Raw genomic sequence first — 23,543 nt, 5'->3', positions numbered from 1 at the left:
AACCCCCGCCGAGGTAATCGGCGGGGGAAGGTGGTTTAGCTGGTCGCCTTGGTCAGCGCCTGATCGAGATCGGCGATCAGATCGTCAGCGTCCTCCGTCCCGATGGAGATGCGCACGACGCCCGGACCGGCCCCCGCCGCTTCCTGCTGCTCTGCCGTCAGTTGCCGGTGGGTGGTGGAGGCGGAGTGAATGATCAGCGAGCGCGTATCGCCCAGGTTCGCGACATGGCTAAAGATCTCAAGGCTATTGACCAGTTTCACACAGGCGTCATAGCCGCCCTTGACCGCAAAGGTGAAAAGCCCGCCGGCGCCTTTGGGGCAGACCTTTTGCATACGCTCGTGATAGGGTGAGGATTTCAACCCGGCATACGTAACATACTCAACCCGGTCGTCCTGTTCGAGCCATTCGGCCACCTTCACCGCGTTTTGCACATGCCGCTCCATGCGCAGCGACAGGGTCTCGATCCCCATCAGTGTGTAATGGGCCGCCTGCGGGTTCATCGTCATCCCCAAGTCGCGCAGCCCGATGGCGATGCCGTGGAAGGTAAAGGCCATGGGGCCGAAGGTCTCATGGAACTTCATGCCGTGATAGGCTTCCTCGGGCTGGCTGAGCGAGGGGAATTTGTCATTCGCGGACCAGTCGAACTTGCCCGAATCCACGACGCAGCCGCCCATCACGGTGCCGTTTCCGGTGAGGTATTTGGTGGTGGAATGCACCACCAGCGTCGCGCCATGCTCAATCGGGCGGCAGAGGTAGGGCGTGGCGCTGGTGTTGTCGATGATCAGCGGGATGCCCGCCGCATCGGCCACATCCGCAATGGCGCGCACGTCCATGATATAGCCGCCGGGATTGGCGATCGCCTCGCCAAAGACCGCGCGGGTGTCATCGTCAATCGCATCGGCCACGGCTTGCGGATCGTCGAAATCGACGAATTTGCAGGACCAGCCAAAGCGCTTGATCGTATGGCTGAACTGGGTGACCGTGCCGCCGTAGAGACGGGTAGAGGCGACGATATTCTTGCCCGGCCCCATCAGCGGGAACAGCGCCATGATCTGCGCCGCGTGGCCCGATGAGCAGCAGACCGCGCCGACGCCGCCTTCGAGCGTGGCGATACGCTCTTGCAGGACCGCGTTGGTCGGGTTGGTCAGGCGCGAATAGATATAGCCGACTTCCTCAAGGTTGAACAAAGCCGCCGCGTGATCGGCATCGCGAAAGACATAGGCCGTGGTCTGATAAATCGGCGTCTGCCGCGCGCCGGTGGCCGGGTCGGGGCTGGCGCCTGCGTGGATTTGCAGCGTGTCGAAATGTGGGGTGGGGCTGTCGGCCATTGGTCTGTCCTCTCAGAAAATGGTTCTCGCGCAGCCTAGGCGCAAAGACCCGTCCAGACAACGGGGCAGGCGGGGCTCAGCGCATCCAGAAACCGTTTGATTTGATCCGGTTGCGGATCGCCTGTTCCCGGCGCGGCAGGTTGTCTTGATCGAAAAGCGCGCGCACCTTGGCCCCGCGGCCCTGATAGACCATCCGCTTGATCGCATCGCGCTGCTTGAGCAGCTTTTTCATTCGGTGGGGGGCGGTGATGGCCTCTAGCACCTCGATCGCATGATCGCTCTCTCGCGCGTAGAGCAGGGGCAGAAAACGATAGTGGCAGGAGACCGTGCCATCCAGCAGACCAGCGGGCAGGGTGGCGCGCCCGCCGCCAAGGGCGTGGATCACCAGCGGCAGCACGATTTGGTCGAGCCAAGGGTCAAAGCTCTGCGCGCAAAGCTCGACCGGAGGATCGTCGCGCACCACAAGTGCGTAGCGCAGAAAGAGATCACCGAATTCCCGCGGACAGCGGTAGTAGAAGAACCCAGCGTTAAAATAGAGATAACGCCGCCAATATTCATCCGGCTGGCTCAGGTCGAGGCTGCTGGCGAAGTCGAGGCCGAACTTGTCGTAAAGCGACTTCCACAATGCGCTATAGCCCGGCCCGTAAAGCTGCGGCTTGGGCCATGTGCCCTCGCGTTTGAGAGAGGCTGAGGGGCGGTCAAAATCAAACGGCACCGCCGACAGATCGCCGGTGATCAGCGTATCGGTGTCAAAGAAAACAAAGGGTTCGCCCGCGGGCAGGGCGCTGAGCATCTCAATCTTATTGCCATTGGGGTAGGCGCTGCCGAAATGCTGATTGTCAAAGGGGACGAACTCCGCCCCAAGCTCGCTCAGCGCCTCGCGCAGCGCGCTGTCGGTGATGCGCGGATCACGATCCCAAAGCGGGCCGGGCTGCGGCTCGGCGATCAGCAGGCGGCCTTGGAACTCCGGGCAGGAATGGCGCAGGGAGGCGGCGAAAAGCAACGCCTCATAGGCCAGCCGCCCCTCTTGGCCCACGATGACGACGTTGAAAATTTGCGGGATACGCGAATTGCGTGTCATACTTAACTGCGGCCTTTGGTTTTCGGCCAGTATAGGGGCAGGGCTCTGTCGGCAAAAGCCAGCAATTTGAGCGGCCTGCGAAAGGGGTTCGAATGTTCGATTTTGTCTTTGCCGTGATCGCGATCAGCTTGGGCGGCCCCTCTGCGCCTTCGGACGGGGTAGGCCGACCGGATGCGCCGATGACGGTGCAGGCTCCGGCACGCCCTGCGGCCCCCGCCAGCCCGGCGGCGCCCCCGGCGCCCGCGGCCCCGCCGCCTGCATTCTACATGGATGCCGTGCCCCCCGGCTTGGTCTCCGAAGACCAGACGCCCACGGGCCGTTTCACCACCGCCGCAGAGGTGCGGCCGATCCTGAACGCCACCCGCGGGAATTGGATCGCCGTGCGGGAGTATGATGGGCGAGACTTCCTCTATGTGACCCACCTGTGGAGCTGGCGCTGCGGGCTTGCCGCCATGGCAATCGCGGTGAACGACGCGCCGATGCAGAATCTGCCGATGCCGCCCTGTCACGATTTAGTGCCGACGCCGAATGGGATTTTGGAGGGGGACCCGCAGCCTTATCTGACGTTTGACCTTGGGTCGGTTGAAAGGGTTCGGGTTCAGCTGGTTTACGACGATTTGGGAATGGCGCTTGAGGGGTTTTTGCGGAGCGATGTGCTGATCCCTTGATAGCCATCTTGCGCGGCATTGATCGGTCGCCACGAGCGCGCCTTATCGGCGAACACTAACTATCGAGAGGGGGGGAGAAAGTGGTGGGCGACCCTGGAATCGAACCAGGCGTGCGTCTCCGCGAGGGAGTTACAGTCCCCTGCCACACCTTGCGGCCTGTCGCCCACTTTGTCCCGGTGCATTGCACCTGACGTGGGGGCGTGATTACAAGCGAGCCAAAGAAGCGTCAAGGCGAATTCCTGAGAAATCTTGGGGAAATCGCACGAAAGGATAAAGAGATGAAGAAACCCAAATGGGTCGTGCAAAAAGAGCAGGACAGGAAGGCCGAAGCGGCGCAGACGGTCTGGCTGTTCGGCCTGCATGCGGTGCGCGATGCGCTGATGAACCCGCGGCGTGAAAAATTGCAGTTGATGGTCACGCCGAACGCGCAGGCGAAGCTGGAAGAGGCCATCGCCGAAGCGGGAATCACGCCGCAGGTCGTGGACCCGCGCAAGTTCCGCCCGCCGCTCGATCCGAACTCGGTCCACCAAGGTGCCGTTCTGGAGGTGAAGCCGCTGAACTGGGGCCGGTTGGAAGATGTGGCCATCGGTGATTCCGCGCCGCGGCTTTTGCTGCTCGACCGGGTGACCGATCCGCATAACGTCGGCGCGATTCTACGCTCTGCCGAAGTGCTTGGCGCCTCGGCGGTCATCGGCACCAAACACCATTCCGCGCCCGAGACCGGGGCGCTGGCCAAAACCGCCAGCGGTGCGCTGGAGCGGCAGCCCTATCTGAGGGTCCGCAACCTTGCCGATGCCATCCGGGCCTTGCAGGAGATGGGCTATCTGGTGTTGGGGCTTGATGGCGAGGCGACGCAGACCATCGAGGAAGCCGTCGAAGGCCGCCGTGACCGCCCCGTGGCGCTTGTTCTGGGGGCCGAGGGGCCGGGGCTGCGGGAGAAGACCCGCGAGACTGTAGACGCGCTGGTGCGGATCGATGCGGCGGGCGGATTCGGCTCGCTCAACGTCTCTAACGCGGCGGCCATCGCGCTTTATGCCAGCCGGGTTGGCGGCTAAGAATCGGCAAGAACTGGCTCAAAACCGAGCAGGGGGCAGGGCGGCCGGGCCCGGCCCCTTTGAAAACGGCTAAGGCTTCCTAAATTTAAAGGTGACCGCAGGCCCGGAACGCCTGCCGGCCACCTACTGTCCCTCGTTCCGTACCTTACGCCCCGTGTTCGTCATGGGGCGTTTTTTTATGTTGGGCTAGATACACAAAAGCCGCCCTGAAGGGCGGCTTTGCGTTTCCTACGGGGTGGTAGGATCAACCTGGAGCGGGCGAGGCGATTCGAACGCCCGACCCTAACCTTGGCAAGGTTATGCTCTACCCCTGAGCTACGCCCGCATCCGGTTGGTGAGGGGGGGATACCCATTCCCGTTAGGGGCTGCAAGTGGGAAATGAAGCGATCTGAGCATCGCGCGGCAATTTTTTTCGCGATGGTTTCGAGGGCGGAAAACACAAAGGGCCGCATCCGAAGATGCGACCCTGTGAAGTCCAGATGGAGCGGGCGAGGCGATTCGAACGCCCGACCCTAACCTTGGCAAGGTTATGCTCTACCCCTGAGCTACGCCCGCTTACCGTCTGGTGAGGGCGAGATACCTATTGGGGCGGGGGGCTTCAAGAGGGAAATGTGGTTTTTGGTGGAAAAATTTGCGTAAGGCGGGGGCTCTGCCCCCGGACCCCCGAGGGTATTTGAGAAAGGATGAAGTTAGAGGGGAGGGGCGGCTGTCAGAGGAGTGGGGGCAAAAGAAAAGGCCCCGCGGGGAGCGGGGCCTTTGTGGTTTGGGTCAGCTTAGTGGCTGTGCTGCTTGTCCCAGTCTTCCTGTTTCGGAAGCTGCTCGAAGGTGTGTTCGGGCGGCGGGCTGGGCAGGGTCCATTCCAGCGTATCCGCGAATTCGTTCCACGGGTTGTTTGCTGTGGAGCGCGCGCCGCGGGTCAGCGTGTAGGCCATCACCCCGAAGAAGAAGAGGAAGGAGGCGAAGCTGAGGAAGGCGCCGATCGAGGACCACTGGTTCCAGTAGGCAAATGCCTCCGGGTAGTCGATGTAGCGGCGCGGCATGCCCTGACGGCCCAGGAAGTGCTGCGGGAAGAAGGTCAGGTTGGCACCAATGAACATCGCCCAGAAGTGCAGCTTGCCGGCCCATTCGGGGTACATGCGGCCCGTCATCTTGGGCAGGTAGAAGTAGATGCCCGCGAAGATGGCGAAGACGGCGCCGAGCGACATCACGTAGTGGAAGTGCGCCACGACGTAGTAGGTGTCATGGTAGGCACGGTCCACGGCGGCCTGGCTCAGCACGATGCCGGTGACGCCACCGACGGTGAAGAGGAACAGGAAGCCAAAGGCCCAGAGCATCGGTGTTTTGAACTCGATCGAGCCGCCCCACATGGTGGCGATCCAGCTGAAGACCTTCACCCCCGTTGGCACCGCGATGACCATGGTGGCCAGCATGAAGTAGGCCTGCTGGTTCAGGGTCATGCCCACGGTATACATGTGGTGCGCCCAGACGACGAAGCCCAGAGCACCGATCGCGATGATCGCCCAGACCATCGGCAGGTAGCCGAAGACCGGTTTGCGCGAAAAGGTCGCGATGACGTGGGAGATGATGCCGAAGCCGGGCAGGATGATGATGTAGACTTCGGGGTGGCCGAAGAACCACAGGATGTGTTGGTAGAGGATCGGGTCACCGCCGCCTGCGGGGTCGAAGAAGGCGAAGCCGAAGTTGCGGTCCATCAAGAGCATGGTGATCGCGCCCGCCAAAACCGGCAGGGACAGGAGGATCAGCCAGCTTGTGACGAAGATCGACCACGCGAAGAGCGGCACTTTAAACAAGGTCATGCCGGGGGCACGCATGTTCAGGAAGGTGGTGATCATGTTGATCGCGCCGAGGATCGAGGAGGCGCCGGAGACGTGCACCGCGAAGATCGCGAAGTCCATCGACATGCCCGCTTCGCGGACCGAAAGCGGCGGGTAGAGCACCCAGCCGACGCCGGAGCCGAGCTGGCCGTTGCCGCCGGGTGTCAGCAGCGAGCAAACCGCGAGGGTGGTGCCCGCGACATAGAGCCAGAAGCTAAGGTTGTTCATCCGCGGGAAGGCCATGTCCGGCGCGCCGATTTGCAGCGGCATAAAGTAGTTGCCGAAACCGCCGAAGAGCGCGGGAATCACAACGAAGAACATCATCAGGATGCCGTGGCCGGTGATCAGCACGTTCCACAGATGGCCGTTGGGCGTACAGGCGGCAGAGCTATCCGCAATGAAACGCGCGCCTTCCATACACATGTATTGAACGCCGGGATCCATGAGCTCGAGGCGCATGTAGACGGTGAATGCCACCGAAACTAGGCCGACCAAGGCCGAGACGATCAGGTACAGAATACCGATGTCTTTGTGGTTGGTGGACATGAACCACCGGGTAAAGAACCCCCGGTCGTCGTGATGATCTTGGCCGTGAATGGCTGCGTCTGCCATGCGGTGCCTCCTGCAAATGAATTGGACACATGGCGCCATAGGCGGCACATGCGGTGTCGCGCCCGTTTTAGAGCGACCGTCTCGCGGGGGCAATGGGCGCGATGGTCGCAGGGTGGGTATTTTTTGCGCTGTGGCTGTCGCCGTAAAATCCGGCCTTTGGGGCGCTTGGCGCGTGCTTTGCTGCTGTTAGGGGGTGATGTCGCAACTGCCTGTGGGGTCGCTGGCAAAGACCTCATCAAAGGTGGCGCGCAGGGCGAGATCGACATCGTCCATCGTGACGGGCAGGCCCAGATCGACCAGCGAGGTCACGCCGTGGTTCGTGATGCCGCAGGGGACGATGCCGCCAAAATGGCTGAGGTCCGGCTCCACATTGATGCTGATGCCGTGGAAGCTGACCCATTTGCGGAGCCTGATTCCAATGGCGGCGATCTTGTCTTCGGCGGGGCTGCCATCGGGCTGGGCGGGTTTCTCGGGCCGTTGCACCCAAACGCCGACGCGTCCGGGGCGGATTTCGCCGCGCAGGTTGAATTGATCCAATGTGGCAATGACCCAGTTTTCGAGCTGGCGCACGAAACAGCGCACGTCGCGCCCGCGGGCGGCGACGTTGAGCATCACATAGGCCACCCGCTGGCCTGGGCCGTGGTAGGTGTACTGCCCGCCGCGCCGGGTGGGGTAGACGGGAAAGCGGTCAGGCTCCGTCAGGTCTTCGGCCCGCGCCGAGGTTCCGGCGGTGTAGAGCGGGGGATGCTCGACCAGCCAGATGCATTCCTCGGCCTCACCGGCGGCGATGGCGGTGGCACGTGCCTCCATCCACGCCTCGGCGCTGCGGTAGTCGGTCAAGCCGTCAGTGATGATCCATTCAACCATGGGGATGCCTTAGCAAGACCCGCGCCACACCGCCAGAGGCACAGTGTCAGGCGGCGGCGTCGCGTTCCTCCAAGACCTTGCGCAGGATTTGGGCATAGTTTTCTGCCCCCTGCGCCCCGGTGATGAGGTATTTGCCCTCGAAGATCATCGACGGCACGCCGGAGATGCCGCGAGAAGTCCAGAATTGCTGCGCTTCGCGGGTCTGTTCGGCAAAGCTGCCGCTGCGGAGCACCTCAAGCGCCTCATCCCGGTCCAATCCGACGGAAGCGGCAACATCGGCGAGCACATCGGTATCGTTCACATTGCGTTCTTGGGTGAAATGCGCGTCGAAGAGGGCCATCTTCAGCGGGTGTTGCAGCCCTTGGACCTGCGCCCATGTCAGCAGTTGATGCGCGGCAAAGGTGTTTTGCATCCGCGTGTCGTCGGAAAAGTTGAAGGTGAAGCCGAGGTCTTGCCCCATCTGGGTCAGCCGTTTGCGATTCTCGACCGATTGGGCAGGGGTGGAGCCGTATTTCTCGGCCAGATGTTCGGCCATGTTCTGGCCTTCGGCTGGCATCTGCGGGTTCAACTCAAAGGGGTGCCAACGCACGAAAGCGCCGACGCCAACCGCGCCGAGCGCTTGCTCAAGTTGTTTGTAGCCCACGATACACCAAGGGCACATCACATCCGATACGATGTCGATTTGTACGGTGGCGGTATCTGCGGGGGTGGCGGTGTCTGCGGGCATGGCGTGTTCCTTCTTGCTTGCGTCACAGATGGCCCGCCGAACGCGCGCTTTCAACGGCTGAGCCGTCAGATTGCAGGGCGGTAAGGGGATTGTGATCGGGGGTGCGGCTGCGGAAAATCGGGGGCTGAACCCGCTTTCTGAAACGCATTGAAAAAATTTGCAGATTGCCTCTTCACAAGCCCTTGGTCTTTGGCTAAACCCCGCCCACCAACCATGGCGTGCGGTCGTGGCGGAATGGTAGACGCGCAGCGTTGAGGTCGCTGTGGGGTAACACCCGTGAGAGTTCGAGTCTCTCCGACCGCACCACCATGCTTTGCAATGCAAAGCGATGGTCGGACCCCCTGAAAGAAAAATCGTTTTTACCCTCGTCTCGGGCCGTGGTCAGCCTACACTCTTGCTGCGCGGTATCTCGCCGATTCCGCGCGTGGCACCTGCGCGGGGCGGGGGCAGGCCGTTCTCATCGCGCGATTCCCCCGGCAGAGTGTTTGCAGCCAAGGCGGCAATGCCGTTTAACGGTTGCTAAGAATAAGGCCCGTTTGGGCGGGCAAAGGAGAACCGGCGCGAAAACCGGGGTGACGAACGCAAGGAGGGTAGCGCGTGGCGCAACAAGGGCAGACTCAAGGGGCGGCGCTTTGTCTCGCTCTTGGACTACTTCTTGGCGGGGGGGCTGCGGCACAGGCCGCGGAACTGGCCATCACCGGCATCGCGGCGGATTCGGACCTCTATGCCACCCTGCGCGATGGGTCCTTGCTGGCCGAGCAGACTGATGAGGATGCCGAGCCTGCCACGCCGCAGGAATTGGTTGCCGCGGCGCAGGCCGATTATGGGCGGCTTTTGGCGCTTCTCTACGACAACGGGTATTTCGGGCCGACGCTCAAGATCACCTTGGATGGCGTCGATGCCGCCGCGATTCCCCCTGTGCAACCGCCGCGCCGCATCGACCGGGCCGTGATCACGGTAGACCCGGGGCCGAAGTTCCGCTTTGGCGCGACCCGCATCGCGCCCATAGCCCCGGGCACCGAGTTGCCGGACGGATTTGCCGCGGGGGAGACCGCGAGCCTTGGCGTGCTGAAGGAAACCGTCTCGGCCGGGGTCAGCGGTTGGCGTGACGTGGGCCACGCGAAAGCGGCATTGGCAGATCAAGATCTTGTGGCCAAACACCGCGAACGCCACATCGACGCTGCCCTGCGGCTGGCTCCGGGGCCAAAGCTGCGTTTTGGCGCGCTGACTGTGACCGGCAACGAAGACGTGCGCACCGCGCGGCTGATCGAAATCGCAGGGCTGCCACAGGGGGAGGTCTTCTCGCCCGAAGAGTTGGAACTGGCCACTGAACGGCTGCGCCGCACCGGCGCGTTCGACGCCGTGGCGCTCATCGAAGCGGATCGCATTGGCCCTAACGACACGCTGCCCATCACCGCGCAGGTGACCGAAGCGCCCAAGCGGCGCTTTGGCTTTGGTGCGGAACTGTCTTCGCTCGAAGGGCTGACGCTGAGCACTTTCTGGCTGCACCGCAATCTGCTGGGCGGGGCCGAACGTCTGCGCCTCTCGGCTGAGATCGAAGGGATCGGCGGCAATTCGGGCGGCGAAGACTATACGCTCTCTGCCCGGTTCGAACGTCCGGCGACCTTTAACGAAGACACCGATTTCTACGCTCTGGCGACGTTGGAGCAGCTTGATGAGGTGAATTACTTCTCCCGCCAGTTGGATCTGGAGGCGGGGATCGAGCGGATTGCCAACCAGAACCGCACCTATTCCGCGGGTCTCGGCCTGCGCGTGGCTGAGACCGAGGATGCCTTCGGCACCAACCAATATACCCTGCTGACCCTGCCGCTGGGGGCGGAGTTCGACTACCGCGACAATGAGTTGGACGCGACCGATGGCTATTACATCGACGCCAGCATCACGCCTTTTGTGGCGCTCTCGGGCTCAGAAAGCGGGCTGCGGACCTATCTGGATGCACGCTACTACCGCAGCTTCGGGACGGAGCGCCCGGTGACGCTGGCCTTCCGCGGGCAGCTTGGTTCGGTCGCGGGGCCGGACCTGTCGGAAGCGCCGGCGGATTACCTCTTTTACTCCGGCGGGGGTGGCAGCGTGCGCGGGCAGCCCTATCAAACGCTCGGCGTCGAGCTGCCGAGCGGCGACACCGTGGGCGGGCGCAGTTTTGTCGGGCTCTCGGCAGAGGCGCGCGTGGCCCTGACCGAGAAGATCGGCGTCGTGGGCTTTGCCGATGCGGGCTATATCGGGTCGGAAGAATTCTACGACGGATCAGGCACTTGGCACTCGGGCGCAGGTCTGGGGCTGCGCTATGCCACGGGCATCGGGCCGATCCGGCTGGACGTGGCCGTGCCCACATCGGGGCCGGAAGTGGATGAAGATTTCCAGGTCTATATCGGGATTGGACAGGCGTTTTAATGCGACAGTTTTTGCAGTTCCTCACCGCCAGCCTTGTCTATCTGGCCTGCCTCACACCGGCTGCCGCACAGGATGACGACAAGGGCTTTCTCACCCGGACCATTCAAGACGCGCTGAGCGGCGCGGGCCGCACCGTTAGCATCGACGGATTCGCAGGGGCGCTGAGTTCGGAGGCCTCCTTTGACCGGATGACGATTGCGGATGACGATGGCATCTGGCTGACGCTTGACGATGTGGTGCTGGATTGGAACCGTTCGGCCCTGCTGCGCGGACGGCTGGAGGTCGAGCAACTCACCGCCGGGCGGCTCGATGTCGAGCGTCTGCCGGTCAGCAATGAAGTCGATCTGCCCGATGCCGAGGCCAAACCCTTTGCCTTGCCCGATCTACCTGTCTCCATCGAAATCGCGGATTTCTCGGTGGATGAGATCAACTTGGGCGAGCCGATCTTGGGCGAGGCGGCGCAGCTTTCGGTAAGCGCCAATGCACGGCTGACCGATACGGTCGGCATCGTCGATTTTCAGGCCCGCCGCACCGATGGCAAACGGGGCGAGTTCGACATTCAGGCCGATTTTGACCGCACCGAAAATGTGCTGGACCTGTTGTTGAACCTGACCGAAGACCCCGAAGGCATCGCGTCGAAACTGCTGAACCTGCCGGGGCAGCCTTCGGTGCAGATGACCGTCGAAGGCGCAGGGCCGCTGGATGATTTTGCGACCGACGTGACCATCGCCACCGATGGGCAAGAGCGTTTGGCGGGGCAGGTGACCCTTGGCACGCAGGCCCCACGCCGCGCCAGCGATACACCGGACCGCCGCATTCAAGCCGATATCGGCGGCGACATCACTGCGCTGCTCGCCCCGCGCTACCGCGACTTCTTCGGCGAGGACGTGCGGCTGGCGCTGGATGCGCTGCTGGAAAGCAACGGTGCGGTTGAGGTCAGCAGCTTTGCCCTTGCCGCGAATTCCGTCGATCTGCAGGGGCAGGTCACGTTGAACCAAGAGAAATGGCCGACACTGATCGACATCTCAGGCCGGATCGCAAACCCAGATGGCACCTCGACCCTTCTGCCGGTCTCGGGTGAGGGCACGCGGGTCGAAGCTGTGACCCTGCGGGTGGATTACGATGCTGCCGATGGCGACCGTTTCGACAGCGCCTTCGACATTACCGGGCTGGACACGGGCGCGCTGCAAATCACGCAGACGCAACTGGCGCTCGACGGTATTCTCGAAGGCAACCTTGGCAGTCTGGGGCAATTCCTCGGCGATGTGACCTTTGCAACCGAGGGGTTGACGCTGACCGATCCGGCAAGTGCCGAGGCCATCGGCGATGCGATCACCGGCAGCGCCGAGATCCGCTTTGTCGAAGGTGAACCGATTGAGATCAACGGGCTGACCCTATCGGGCGAAGACTATGGCCTGACCGGCGAAGCCGCGATCGACGGGGTCGACACTGGGCTGCTCACCCATTTGAAGATGACCCTCGAAGCCCAAGATATCAGTCGCTTTTCCGCGCTGGCGGGTCGCGATATCGCGGGGGCCACGGCGCTGGCGCTGAACGGCACGGTCACGCCTTTGGGCGGCATGTTCGATCTGGCGATTGCTGGGGGCACCGATGACCTTGAGATCGGGATCGAACAGGCCGATGCGGTTCTCGCGGGGCGGACCAGCCTCAGCATGGTGGCGAAACGCAACGAGACGGGGACTTTCCTGCGCGATCTTGAGTTGAAGAACGATGCGCTGGACCTGACCGGCGACGTTGAGCTGCGCAGCGAAGACAGCCGCGCGGCCTTGGACTTCACGCTCGCCGATGTTGGGCTGGTGTTGCCGCAATACGAAGGCCCCATCGCGGTCAAAGCGACAGCGGTGCAAGAGCCGCGCGGCTGGGTTGTCGACGCGGTCACCGATGGCCCCTATGACGCGGCGCTGACCGTCTCGGGCTTGGCCACGGGCGAGGATGCGCAAATCGACTTCACCGCCGATATCCCCCGGATCGAAGATTTCCTGCCCGAGGCGGATATCACCGGCCCGGTCACCGCCAAGGGCGCATTGCGCCAGACGCCGCAAGGGTGGGAAATCGACACCGAAGCCAGCGGCCCGCTGGAGGCGCAGGCCTCGGTCGAAGGGTTGGTCACACCGCGGGTCGATGTGGCCTTTGACCTGTCTCTGCCCGATATCCAACCCCTCGTCCCGCAGATCAACGGCGGGGTCGCGGCCAGCGGCACGTTGGAGCAGACCGAGCAGGGGTTTGTCGTCGATACCATTGCAAACGGCCCCTACGACAGCCGCGTCGCGGTCGAAGGTTTGGCGACGGGGCCCGACATGGCGCTGCGCTTTGACCTGACCTTGCCGGATGTCAGCCCGCTCGCCCCCGGGGTGAACGGGCCGCTGGCGGCGCAAGGCACGGTGCGACAGCAGGAGAGCGGCATTGCTGTGGATGTCGCCGCGCGTGGCCCCTATGGCAGCAGCGCCGTGGTTGAAGGGCTGGCCACCGGCCCGAATATGGCGCTCAGCTTTGACCTCTCAGTGCCCGACGTCACCCCCTTCGCACCCGGTGTAAATGGCCCGCTTTCGGCCACGGGCGACATCCGTCAGACCGATGACGGAATCGCCGTGGATGTCAGCGCCGATGGCCCCTATGGCAGCAGCGCCATGGTCGAAGGGCTGGTGACCGGAGAGGTCTCTCTTCGGTTCGATGTCTCGGTGCCCAATGTGAACCCGCTGGTGCCCAGTGTCTCGGGCTCTTTCGCGGCCAACGGCGTGGCGCGTCAGACCGAGAACGGCGTGGTCCTCGATGCCAGCGCCAGCGGCCCCTATGGCGCACGGGCGACGGTCGAAGGCTTGGTCACCGGCCCCAATGCGGCGGTCGATTTCCAGTTGAATATGCCTGACATCGGCGCCTTGGTGGAACAGGTGACCGGCCCGCTCAGCGTCGCAGGCTCGGCCCGGCGCGAGGGGGAGGCCTGGCGCATCGACACCAGTGCCAATGGTCCCGCGGGCACACAGGCGACCGTGGCGGGGCTGGTGAACTCCGATGGGACGCTGAACCTCGATATCGCGGGCAATGCGCCGCTTGGTCTGTCGCGCCCCTTCCTTGCCCCGCGTAATTTGCAGGGGCAAGCGCGGTTCGATTTGCAAATCAACGGCCCGGCGGCACTGTCCTCGGTCAGCGGTCAGATCACCACCAGCGGCGCGACCTTCACGGCGCCGAACCTGCGGGTGGCGCTGCGGGGGATCGACGCGGATGTTCAGCTTGGGGGTAACCGGGCGCAGCTGAATGTGACCGGTCAGGCCGTCGATGGCGGAGAGCTGCGCGTGGCGGGGGCGATCACCCTGACACCGGCCTTGCCTGCGGATATCAACGTGACCCTGCGCAACCTCGTCTATGCGGACCCGAGCCTTTACAGCACCACGCTGAACGGCGATCTGCGGCTTGCAGGTCCCTTGGGCGGGGGGGCGCAGATCACCGGGGTGATCAACGCAGGCGAGACGAATATTCAGGTGCCAGCAACGGGTCTGACCTCGATCGGGGACATCCCGCAGATCACCCATGTCAACGCCCCCGCCGATGTGCTGGCCACCCGCCGCAAGGCGGGGTTGGAGGGGGGCGAGGCCGGGGATGATCCTGCGGCGGAGGCCTCCGGCCCCGGTTTCGGACTGGACCTGCAACTCAACGCGCCGAACCGGATTTACGTCCGGGGCCGCGGGCTGGATGCGGAACTGGGCGGCGCGCTGAACCTCAGCGGCACCACCAACCGCATCATCTCGGCCGGGCGGTTCGAGTTGATCCGCGGGCGGCTCGATATCTTGGGCAAACGCTTCTTGCTCGACGAAGGGTCGATCCAGTTTCAGGGCGATTTCATCCCCTATATCCGTTTCGTCACTTCGACCGATACCGAAGCGGGGGAGGTGCGTGTCATCGTGAGCGGCCCGGCGAATGAGCCGGAGGTCACTTTCGAATCCACCCCCGCCGCGCCGCAGGACGAGGTGCTGTCGCAGCTGCTCTTTGGGCGCAACATCTCGGAAATCTCGGCCTTTCAGGCGCTGCAATTGGCCAGTGCGGTAGCGACCCTCGCAGGGCGCGGCGGCGACGGGGTGATCGGCAACCTGCGCGAGGGCTTTGGTCTGGACGATCTGGACGTGACCACCACCGACGATGGCGAGACGGCGTTGCGGCTGGGGAAATACCTGACCGACAACATCTATACCGATGTGACGGCGGCCTCGGATGGCACGGGGGAGGTGTCGCTCAACCTCGATATCACCGAAAGCCTGACGGCCAAGGGCACCTTGGGCTCGGACGGCGACAGCAGTATCGGCATCTTCTTCGAGCGGGACTATTGATTGAAAGGGGCGCCTCGCGGGGCGCCCTTTTTCTTAGCTGTCGTCGCGGGGGGTGAAGTGGCCGTAACGGCCTTGGTCGAACATCAAGCCCGCCGCGCCATCCTCGCGCAGGGCGACCTGTTGCACATGGCCCAAGATCAGCGAATGATCGCCCGCCGGATGCACGGCATAGGTCGCGCAGTGAAACCGGGCGAGGCAGCCTGCGAAAGTGGGCACACCGGCGGCGTCCTCCGTCCAATCGAAACCAGAGAAATCATGGCCTTGGCTTGCGAAACGCTGGGCCAAATCCTCCTGATCCGCGCCCAAAACGTGAATGCAAAAGGATGCCGCCGAGGTGAAACTATCGTGCCGTTTGGAAGAGATCGCAGGCGACCACAGCACCAAAGGCGGGTCGAGCGAGACCGAGGCAAAGGAATTCGCAGTCATCCCCAAGGGGCCTTGGGCGGTTTTCACGGTCACCACGGTCACGCCGGTGCCGAAACGCCCGAAGGCACGGCGCAGCGCCGGGGCATCGCCGCTGTCGGGCGCGAAGGGGATCAGATCATCACTCATAGCGACAAGCGGTGCCATGTAGCTGCTGATTTGTCCAGCGGTGCCGGTGCGTTGTGCATGGGCTTCGCTGCGCGGAATTTTGCCCCTCCGGGCGCTTGCAGGAACCGCTGTCAATGGCACACGTTGGGCCAGCGATGGGAGGCATCATCGGCCCCAACCGGTGTCGATGCTGGCTGTCTGAAAGGGGCGGCGCAGGAGGTCTGCGCCGTCTGTCCAAGGCACCCGAATGCCGTTCACAGCAGAAAAGGCGCGTCTCGTCGCGCCGGAAAGTGACAAAGATGATGTATGCAAGCAAACTCACCCTCGGCGCGGCCCTTCTGAGCGCCACCGCCTTCGGCTCCACCGCGATGGCCGATGACAATGAGACCGTCGACCATGTCGAGATTGGCTCCCTGTCTTGCGATGTGGGCGAGGGCACCGGCTTCGTTTTCGGCTCCACCCGTGAGCTGACCTGCACCTTCAACCCCATTCAAGAAGGTCTCGAAGATGAGACCTATGTGGGCGAGATCAACCGCTGGGGCGTCGATATCGGCAAGACCGAGAATGGCCAGATGTCATGGCTGGTGCTGGCCCCGACCGAGCAGGAATATTCCGAAGGCGGGCTGAACGGCAGCTATAAAGGCGTTTCCGCCGAGGCGACCGTCGGTGTCGGCGCGGGGGCCAACCTGATGACGGGTGGTTCCGAGAACACATTGGCGCTTCAGCCGCTGAGCGTGAATACCCAGAGCGGCGTGAACTTTGCCGTGGGCGTGGGTGAGATCAACCTTCAGCGCGTCGAAGGCTAAACCCGCGCGAAAACGCTTGAACTGACGATCCGGGCCGTCCCTTGGGGGCGGCCCATTTCTATGTGAGAGGCGTCAGAGCTTGGTCAGCCGGTCCCCACGGCGAACGGTGCCGTCTTGCACGATTTTGCACAGAACGCCGCGCAACCGATGCGGGCGGTTTTCCTTTCGGTTGATCCAACGCAGGCTGTCTTGGCCATAGCGGTCGCGCCATTTGATGCAGCCGGTGTTGAACTTATCGCTCACCTCCAGCACCGCAGACCCGGCTTGCAGACGTGTGCCGACGGGCAGGTTCTCATGGCCGAGGTCCATGTCCACGATCATCGTATCGCCGGGGTGCGGCGTGTTTGCGCGGTCGCGCCAGCAGAGGTCCATCACGCGTTTGGGCAGGATGGAGACCTGTATCCGCGGATCGGGGCTGCCGTCAGGCAGGGTCAGCCAAGGTTTCTCGGTCCAACGTTCGCCAAGGATGCCTTGGGCCACGGTCAACTCCAGTTCATCACGGAAATCCCGCTCCCCATAGTCAGGGCGAAAGCAAAGTTCTTCGATCACGGCGCTATCCTTGGGCGCGGCGAGGATATCCGGCAGGGCGGCGTCGCATTCCGCCGCGGAGGCGGGCGGCGGCACTTGGGGGGCGGTTTGGTCCATGTCTCTCTTTCTCATGCAACGCGGTGCGGGGGCAGGTAGCCGCCCGCGCCGCGCAGGGTGTCAGCGGTTCATGCGGTTGCCGATCAGATCGTCCACCACGCCGGGGTCCGCCAGCGTCGAGGTGTCGCCCAACGCGCTGTAATCATCCTCGGCGATCTTGCGCAGGATGCGGCGCATGATCTTGCCCGAACGTGTTTTCGGCAGGCCCGGCGCCCATTGGATCAGATCGGGCGAGGCGATGGGGCCGATCTCTTGCCGAACCCAATTGCGCAACTCGGCCCGCAACTCTTCGGAAGGTTCCTCACCGGTCATCAAGGTGACATAGCAATAGATGCCTTGGCCTTTGACGTCATGCGGGTAGCCGACCACGGCGGCTTCGGCCACTTTGTCATGCGCGACAAGGGCGCTTTCCACCTCGGCGGTGCCCATGCGGTGGCCCGAGACGTTGATCACATCGTCGACGCGGCCCGTGATCCAGTAGTCGCCATCGGCATCGCGTTTGCAGCCGTCGCCGGTGAAGTAATAGCCCGGGTAATCGGCGAAATAGGTCTTTTCGAACCTTTCGTGATCGCCCCAGACGGTGCGCATCTGCCCCGGCCAGCTGTCGGCGATGCAGAGCACGCCCTCAGCGGGGTTGCCGTCGATCTCTTGACCCGATGTCGGATCCAACACCACCGGTTTGACGCCGAAGAAGGGCTTCATCGCGGCCCCCGGTTTCATGTCATGCGCGCCGGGCAGGGGGGTCATCAGATGGCCGCCGGTCTCGGTCTGCCACCACGTGTCGACGATGGGGCAGCGGTTCTGGCCGACGACCTCGTGATACCAGTTCCACGCCTCGGGGTTGATCGGCTCGCCCACTGTGCCAAGGATGCGCAGCGACGACAGATCGCTTTTGGTCACATAGTCATTGCCTTGCCCCATCAGCGCGCGGATCGCGGTGGGGGCGGTGTAGAACTGCGTGACCTTGTGCTTTTCGCAGACCTGCCAGAAACGGCTGGCATCGGGGTAGGTGGGCACACCTTCGAACATCAGCGTGGTGGCGCCATTGGCCAGCGGGCCATAGACGATATAGCTGTGCCCGGTGACCCAGCCCACATCCGCCGTGCACCAGTAGATGTCACCGTCGTGGTAATCGAACGTCACCTCATGGGTCAGCGCCGCATAGGTGATATAGCCGCCGGTGGTATGGACCACGCCCTTGGGCTGACCGGTGGAGCCTGAGGTGTAGAGGATGAAAAGCGGGTCTTCGGCGCCCATCGCCTCCGCTTCGCAAGTCTCGGCGGCATCTTTGATCAGTGCGTTGTAATCACGGTCGCGGGCATCGTCCCATGCCACGTCACCGCCCGTGCGGCGCACCACGAGGCATTGCACGGACGCATCGCATTGCGCCAGCGCCTTGTCGGCATTGGCCTTAAGCGGTGTGGCCTTGCCGCCGCGCGGCGCTTCATCCGCGGTGATCACCACCTTCGCCTCGCAGCCGTTCACCCGCGCGGCCAAAGCATCGGGGGAGAAGCCTGCGAAAACAATTGAGTGAATCGCCCCGATCCGCGCGCAGGCCAGCATGGCATAGGCGGCTTCGGGGATCATCGGCATATAGATGATCACGCGGTCGCCTTTGCCCACGCCCAAATCGCGCAGCACATTGGCCATGCGGCAGGTGGCGCTGTGCAGCTCACGGTAGCTGATGTGTTTGGCGTCATCTTCGGGGCTGTCCGGCTCCCAGATGATCGCGGTCTGATCGCCGCGCGTCTCAAGATGGCGGTCGATGCAATTGGCGCTGACGTTCAGCTCGCCATCCGCGAACCAATTGATGCTGACCGACCCAAGGTCGAAGTTCACGTCGCGCACTTGGGTGAAGGGTTTGATCCAGTCGATCCGCTGCGCCTGCTCGCGCCAGAACCCATCGGTGTCGGTAACCGAGGCTTGATACATCTTGTCATAGGTCTGCGCGTCCACATGGGCCCGGGCGGCCATGTCGGCGGATGGCGGATAGGTCTTGGCGGTGGCGTCGGACATGGTGGTTCCTCCCTTGATGTTCGCATCACCACGGGGCGCGGGTCTAACCCGGTGGCCGTGGCGTCCTCCTCAGCCGGATCATAGCGGCCCGTGAAAAGAAGGGAATAAGCAACTGGATTACAAGGGCTTGCCTGTAAAGGTTTTTCCCGAAGGGGGCGAATTCTGTAAATTTTCCACTTGCCCCCTGTGATTGGCACGGTTTTTCAAAGCCTTGCCAGTCAAACTTGGCGCTACTGTCTTGCGGCTGTCGTATTTGCGCGGCATGACGGGGTTGGCAGGCCAGCCCCCGCGGGGTAGCCTGTGCGCCAATCCGCCCACCCAAGGGCGGCAACTATGGGAGAGAGCCATCATGAAAAATTTGCTGAGCGGTGCCGCCGCCTGTGCGCTGACTGTCGCTTTTGTAAGCGAAGCTGCCGCGACCGAATGGAATGCCTCGGTCTGGGGCAAGCGCCGCGCCTTCACCGAACATGTGGAAAAGATTGCCGAACTGGTCTCTGAGAAGACCGGCGGTGAATTCACTATCAATGTCAGCTACGGCGGCCTGTCCAAGAACCGCGAAAACCTCGATGGTATCTCCATCGGCGCTTTCGAGATGGCCCAGTTCTGCGCCGGCTACCACGCCGACAAGAACCGCGCGATCACCGTGCTGGAACTGCCGTTTCTGGGGGTGAGCAACCTTGAAGAGGAAGTCGCGGTTTCCAAAGCGGTCTATGACCACCCCGCCGTCGCCAAAGAGATGGCGCAGTGGAACGCGAAAATGCTGATGACCTCGCCCATGCCGCAGTACAACCTTGTCGGCACCGGCGATCCGCGCACCACGCTGGAAGATTTCGACGGCATGCGCGTCCGCGCCACCGGCGGTCTGGGCAAAGCCTTTGAAGCTGTCGGCGCCGTGCCCACATCCGTGACCGCGACCGAAGCCTATAACGCGATGGAATCGGGTGTCGTCGACACCGTGGCCTTCGCCCAGCACGCGCATCTGTCCTTCGGCACCATCAACAAGGCCGACTGGTGGACCGCGAACCTCAACCCCGGCACCGTGAACTGCCCTGTCGTGGTGAACATCGACGCCTATGAGATGCTGAGCGACGAAGAGCGCGAAGCGCTCGACAGCTCGGTCGATGAGGCGCTGGATCACTATCTCGCCAACTATGCGGAACTGCTGGAGCGTTGGGATTCCGTTCTCGAAGAAAAAGGCGTGGAGAAGGTTGAGTATTCTCCCGAAGTCATCGCCGAGTTCAAAGAGAAAGCCGCCGATCCCGCGCGCGAAGCATGGATCGAAAACATGGAAGCGCAGGGCATCCCGGGTCAGGAACTTTATGACCTCGTGATGGAGACGCTGGAAAAAGAGCGTGCCTCGAACTAAGCCAGCCGGGCATGACTGTGAGGGCCGTGCGGATTGACCGCGCGGCCCTTTCGACTTCCAAAACGCAACAAACAGACTTTCTGAAAAGGAGAGCCGATGGCCGGATCATCCGCCGTGCTGGAGGACAGCAGCCTCCTCAGCCGCCTCGACCGGGGCCTGCTGAAGCTGGAAACCTTCTTTGCCCTGATCTCGGGGCTTGCCGTTTTCTCACTGATGATACTGGCCGTCTGGTCCGTGGGGGGGCGCAAGTTCTTTTCCACGCCGCTGGCGGGCTATGTCGACTGGATCGAAGCGGCGATGCCTTTCATCGCCATCATGGGCATCGCCTATACCCAACGGATGGGCGGCCATGTGCGCATGGACATCCTGATCGGCCAGCTGAAGGGCCGCGCGCTTTGGGCAGCGGAACTGCTTTCTGTCGTGCTGATCCTTTTGCTGATGCTGGCGCTGACATGGGGCGCTTGGGCGCATTTCGACCGCAGCTTTGACATGAACGCCCCGATGTGGAGCCGTGATAGCTCGATCGACATCGGCCTGCCGATCTGGCCCAGCAAACTGGTGGTGCCGGTGGCTTTCGTCGTGATCTCCTTGCGGCTTTGCCTGCAAATTTGGGGCTATGGCCGGGCCTTCGTGCTGGGGCTGGAGCGCCCCGTGGCCGTGCCGCTGGTGCAATCGGCGGCGGAACAAGCAATGGCCGAGGCCGAACAACTGGATGGACGTGACTGATGGATCCTATTGAAATCGGCCTTTGGGTCTCGGGCGGTATGCTCGTCATGGTGGTGCTTGGCATGCGGGTGGCCTTTGCCGCGGCCATGGCTGGGCTTGTCGGCCTGATCTGGATTTTCTGGGCCAAGAAGGGCATGGAGTGGGACCAGCTTGGCTGGGCGCTGACCGTGGCAATCAAGACCGCGGGCCAAGTGCCGCACTCTAAGGTATCGAGCCAGACACTCTCGCTGATCCCGACCTTCATCCTGATCGGCTTTTTGGCCTATTACGCGGGTCTGACCAAAGCGATCTTCGAGGCGGCGAAACGCTGGTTCGCTTGGGTGCCGGGCGGTCTGGCGGTCTCGACCGTTTTCGCCACGGCGGGCTTTGCGGCGGTGTCTGGCGCGTCGGTCGCGACGGCGGCGGTCTTTGCCCGTATCGCCATCCCCGAAATGCTCAAGATCGGCTATAACAAGCAATTCGCAGCCGGTGTCGTGGCGGCAGGGGGCACGCTGGCCTCGCTGATCCCGCCCTCGGCGATCCTTGTGATCTACGCCATCATCGTTGAGCAGGACGTCGGCAAGCTACTGCTGGCAGGCTTTATCCCGGGTGCCTTCTCGGCGGTGGTCTATGCGGTGTTGATCATCGGCATCGCGATGATCTGGAAAAGCGTCGGCCCGCCGGTGCGCGGCTTTACATGGGGCGAGCGTTTTGCCTCGCTCCCCGCTGCGATGCCGATTGTCGCCGTGGTCGTGATCATCATCTTTTTCGTCTACAACCCCTTCGGCGACGCTTGGGGCACCCCGACCGAGGGCGGGGCCGTGGGCGCCTTTATCGTCTTCTGCATGGCTGTTTTCCGCGGCATGCGGCTGGCCGAGTTGAAGGACGCGCTGCTGGAGACCGCGAAGCTGACGGTGATGATCTTTACCATCATCTGGGGCGTGCTGATCTATGTGCGCTTCCTTGGCTTCGCCGATCTGCCGGGCGCTTTTGCCGATTGGATTTCATCGCTCGAAACCTCGCCGATGATCATCTTGATCTGCATTCTGCTGGCCTATGCGGTGCTCGGCATGTTCATGGACGCCATTGGCATGCTGCTGCTGACACTGCCCGTGGTTTACCCGGCGGTCATGGCGCTCAACGGGGGCGAATTCGTCTCTGCAGCTGACAGCGCCTTCGGCATGTCGGGCCCAATGTGCGCGATCTGGTTTGGCATTCTGGTGGTGAAAATGGCGGAGTTCTGTCTCATCACCCCGCCGATTGGTCTCAACTGCTTTGTCGTCGCGGGCGTACGCCCTGATCTCAGCGTGCAGGACGTGTTCCGCGGCGTGATGCCTTTCTTCGTCGCTGACGCGGTGACCATCGGTTTGCTGGTGGCCTTCCCCCAAATCGTGCTCTGGCTGCCGTCCCTCGCGGGCTAGGCAGCTCTAGGCACCGGGCTTTTCCGCGGCGGGTTCGTCCGCCGCGGTTGCCGTTATATCGGGGGAGGATTTATCCAGAAAATGCCCGATCATGTTGAGCGCCGTCACGTTCTCGCAGATCACCTTGAAAACCACGAGGAAGGGCACCGCCACCAGCGCGCCCGCAATCCCCCAGAGCCAGCCCCAGAAGACCACGGTGAGGAACACGGCGACCGTGTTCAGCTCCAACCGCCGCCCGACGAGGTAGGGCGTGATGAACTGCCCCTCGATCCCGGTGAGGATCTGATAGCCAAGCGGGGCGAGGATGGCATAGCCGACACTGTCGAAGGTCGCGATGGCATAGGCCCCCACCAGCACCGCGCCGATCACCCCGCCGATATAGGGCAGGAAGTTCAGCAAGAACGCCGCCAAGCCCCAGACGTAAGGCACGGGCAGCCCAAGCGCGAAAAGGTAGAGCCCCACCGAAATGCCCAGGCCTGCGTTGATGATGGTGATGGTCAGCAGGTAGCGTGACACGCGGCGCTCCACGTCATAGACTGCTTTCAGCGCGCGTTTCTTGCCTGTGAAGGTCTGAAAGGACTGCACGAGTTTGAGGTAGAACAGATCGCCCGAGGCCAGCAGGAACAGCGCCAAGACCAAGGCCACCGCCACGGTGCCCCCGATCCGCGCGCCGGTATTCATAGCGTTGTCGAGCAAGCCGGGCTGTTTGACTACCACCTCTTCGGGCTTCCCGCTGCCATTCTCGGTGCCGATCTGTTCGACCTGTTCAGTGGCCGAGCGGACATCCTCGACCGTTTGCGCCCAGCCCTGCAGCTTGCGCCGTATCTCATTGCCCATGGTGGGAATTTCGTCAGACCAAGTCGCCACGGTGCCCGCCGACAGGCCAGCCAGCACAAAGATGATCAGCCCGACACAGCCAATCAGCAGCACGGCACCCAATGGGGCGGAGATGCCGAATTTCTCGAAAGAGCGGATCAGTGGGCTGAGCGTCAGCGCGAGGAGAAAGCCCAGCAGGATCGGCAGCAGCAAGTCCTTGGCGAAATAGGCCGTCACGAAGAGGGCGATCAGAACCAGCACCTCCAGCAGCCGTCTGATCGCGGCGATATCGTTCAATGTCTTCCCCCCAGA

The 23,543-nt window shown here is 62.9% G+C and carries 17 protein-coding genes and 4 tRNA genes; 9 read left to right on the top strand and 12 right to left on the bottom strand.

The genetic code is table 11. From position 1 onward, the window contains the following. Positions 1 to 35: 35 nt before the first annotated feature. On the bottom strand, positions 36 to 1,328 hold the full coding sequence (locus ACGYLX_RS13055) for an O-acetylhomoserine aminocarboxypropyltransferase/cysteine synthase family protein (RefSeq protein ID WP_394450003.1): 1,293 nt from the start codon (positions 1,326 to 1,328) through the stop codon (positions 36 to 38). A gap of 76 nt (positions 1,329 to 1,404) precedes the next feature. Beyond that, complete coding sequence (locus ACGYLX_RS13050; RefSeq protein WP_394450001.1) at positions 1,405 to 2,409, bottom strand: hypothetical protein; 1,005 nt, start codon at positions 2,407 to 2,409, stop codon at positions 1,405 to 1,407. A 92-nt stretch (positions 2,410 to 2,501) separates the two neighbouring features. Here ACGYLX_RS13050 and ACGYLX_RS13045 point away from each other — a divergent pair, with 92 nt between their 5' ends. Further along, the gene (locus ACGYLX_RS13045) at positions 2,502 to 3,077 is read left to right on the top strand and encodes a hypothetical protein (RefSeq protein ID WP_394449999.1); all 576 of its coding nucleotides are present in this window, start codon (positions 2,502 to 2,504) and stop codon (positions 3,075 to 3,077) included. A gap of 81 nt (positions 3,078 to 3,158) precedes the next feature. Here the strand turns inward: ACGYLX_RS13045 and ACGYLX_RS13040 are convergent. Further along, positions 3,159 to 3,242: transfer RNA gene (locus ACGYLX_RS13040), tRNA-Tyr, on the bottom strand. 113 nt (positions 3,243 to 3,355) lie between these two features. Between ACGYLX_RS13040 and rlmB the strand changes: the two genes are divergently transcribed. After that, a complete protein-coding gene (gene rlmB, locus ACGYLX_RS13035) occupies positions 3,356 to 4,132 on the top strand; it encodes a 23S rRNA (guanosine(2251)-2'-O)-methyltransferase RlmB (RefSeq protein WP_394449997.1) in 777 nt (258 codons plus the stop codon). 250 nt (positions 4,133 to 4,382) lie between these two features. Here the strand turns inward: rlmB and ACGYLX_RS13030 are convergent. The 5 genes from ACGYLX_RS13030 to ACGYLX_RS13010 form a co-directional block, all read right to left on the bottom strand. Then, a tRNA-Gly gene (locus tag ACGYLX_RS13030) sits at positions 4,383 to 4,457 on the bottom strand. 155 nt (positions 4,458 to 4,612) lie between these two features. Continuing rightward, positions 4,613 to 4,687: transfer RNA gene (locus tag ACGYLX_RS13025), tRNA-Gly, on the bottom strand. Positions 4,688 to 4,905: 218 nt separating this feature from the next. Further along, positions 4,906 to 6,579 (bottom strand): cytochrome c oxidase subunit I, encoded by a 1,674-nt coding sequence (gene ctaD / locus ACGYLX_RS13020; protein WP_394449995.1) that lies wholly within the window; start codon positions 6,577 to 6,579, stop codon positions 4,906 to 4,908. A 186-nt stretch (positions 6,580 to 6,765) separates the two neighbouring features. Beyond that, on the bottom strand, positions 6,766 to 7,446 hold the full coding sequence (gene lipB / locus ACGYLX_RS13015; RefSeq protein ID WP_394449994.1) for a lipoyl(octanoyl) transferase LipB: 681 nt from the start codon (positions 7,444 to 7,446) through the stop codon (positions 6,766 to 6,768). Positions 7,447 to 7,492: 46 nt separating this feature from the next. After that, positions 7,493 to 8,173: a DsbA family oxidoreductase gene (locus tag ACGYLX_RS13010; protein ID WP_394449992.1), complete on the bottom strand. Its 681-nt coding sequence runs from the start codon at positions 8,171 to 8,173 to the stop codon at positions 7,493 to 7,495. A gap of 220 nt (positions 8,174 to 8,393) precedes the next feature. Here ACGYLX_RS13010 and ACGYLX_RS13005 point away from each other — a divergent pair. The 3 genes from ACGYLX_RS13005 to ACGYLX_RS12995 all read left to right on the top strand — a co-directional run bounded on the left by ACGYLX_RS13005 (position 8,394) and on the right by ACGYLX_RS12995 (position 14,925). Next, a tRNA-Leu gene (locus ACGYLX_RS13005) sits at positions 8,394 to 8,479 on the top strand. A 291-nt stretch (positions 8,480 to 8,770) separates the two neighbouring features. After that, positions 8,771 to 10,585 (top strand): autotransporter assembly complex family protein, encoded by a 1,815-nt coding sequence (locus ACGYLX_RS13000; protein WP_394449990.1) that lies wholly within the window; start codon positions 8,771 to 8,773, stop codon positions 10,583 to 10,585. Then, the gene (locus tag ACGYLX_RS12995; RefSeq protein ID WP_394449988.1) at positions 10,585 to 14,925 is read left to right on the top strand and encodes a translocation/assembly module TamB domain-containing protein; all 4,341 of its coding nucleotides are present in this window, start codon (positions 10,585 to 10,587) and stop codon (positions 14,923 to 14,925) included. The genes ACGYLX_RS13000 and ACGYLX_RS12995 overlap by 1 nt, the downstream gene beginning before the upstream one ends. A 33-nt stretch (positions 14,926 to 14,958) precedes the next feature. On the opposite strand, the gene ACGYLX_RS12990 is transcribed toward ACGYLX_RS12995, so the two are convergent. Further along, positions 14,959 to 15,495: a flavin reductase family protein gene (locus tag ACGYLX_RS12990; RefSeq protein ID WP_394449986.1), complete on the bottom strand. Its 537-nt coding sequence runs from the start codon at positions 15,493 to 15,495 to the stop codon at positions 14,959 to 14,961. 260 nt (positions 15,496 to 15,755) lie between these two features. Here ACGYLX_RS12990 and ACGYLX_RS12985 point away from each other — a divergent pair, with 260 nt between their 5' ends. Then, positions 15,756 to 16,262, top strand: coding sequence for a DUF992 domain-containing protein (locus ACGYLX_RS12985; RefSeq protein ID WP_271689624.1), 507 nt, complete (start codon positions 15,756 to 15,758; stop codon positions 16,260 to 16,262). Between the two features lie 72 nt (positions 16,263 to 16,334). Here ACGYLX_RS12985 and ACGYLX_RS12980 read toward each other — a convergent pair whose 3' ends face one another. Next, complete coding sequence (locus ACGYLX_RS12980; protein ID WP_394449984.1) at positions 16,335 to 16,907, bottom strand: MOSC domain-containing protein; 573 nt, start codon at positions 16,905 to 16,907, stop codon at positions 16,335 to 16,337. A gap of 60 nt (positions 16,908 to 16,967) precedes the next feature. Beyond that, positions 16,968 to 18,923 (bottom strand): acetate--CoA ligase, encoded by a 1,956-nt coding sequence (acs, locus tag ACGYLX_RS12975; protein WP_394449982.1) that lies wholly within the window; start codon positions 18,921 to 18,923, stop codon positions 16,968 to 16,970. 349 nt (positions 18,924 to 19,272) lie between these two features. On the opposite strand from acs, the gene ACGYLX_RS12970 reads away from it, so the two are divergent. From ACGYLX_RS12970 to ACGYLX_RS12960, 3 genes are all read left to right on the top strand, one after another. Further along, positions 19,273 to 20,289 (top strand): C4-dicarboxylate TRAP transporter substrate-binding protein, encoded by a 1,017-nt coding sequence (locus ACGYLX_RS12970; RefSeq protein WP_394449980.1) that lies wholly within the window; start codon positions 19,273 to 19,275, stop codon positions 20,287 to 20,289. 96 nt (positions 20,290 to 20,385) lie between these two features. After that, positions 20,386 to 21,015: a TRAP transporter small permease subunit gene (locus tag ACGYLX_RS12965; RefSeq protein ID WP_394449979.1), complete on the top strand. Its 630-nt coding sequence runs from the start codon at positions 20,386 to 20,388 to the stop codon at positions 21,013 to 21,015. After that, positions 21,015 to 22,415: a TRAP transporter large permease gene (locus ACGYLX_RS12960; protein WP_394449977.1), complete on the top strand. Its 1,401-nt coding sequence runs from the start codon at positions 21,015 to 21,017 to the stop codon at positions 22,413 to 22,415. The genes ACGYLX_RS12965 and ACGYLX_RS12960 overlap by 1 nt, the downstream gene beginning before the upstream one ends. Before the next feature lie 6 nt (positions 22,416 to 22,421). On the opposite strand, the gene ACGYLX_RS12955 is transcribed toward ACGYLX_RS12960, so the two are convergent. Further along, the gene (locus ACGYLX_RS12955) at positions 22,422 to 23,528 is read right to left on the bottom strand and encodes an AI-2E family transporter (protein WP_394449975.1); all 1,107 of its coding nucleotides are present in this window, start codon (positions 23,526 to 23,528) and stop codon (positions 22,422 to 22,424) included. Positions 23,529 to 23,543 lie beyond the last annotated feature (15 nt).

Source organism: Sulfitobacter sp. 1A13496 (genome assembly GCF_043557225.1).
GTDB classification, from domain to species: domain Bacteria; phylum Pseudomonadota; class Alphaproteobacteria; order Rhodobacterales; family Rhodobacteraceae; genus Sulfitobacter; species Sulfitobacter faviae.
This window is presented reverse-complemented; position numbering and strand designations above follow the sequence as displayed.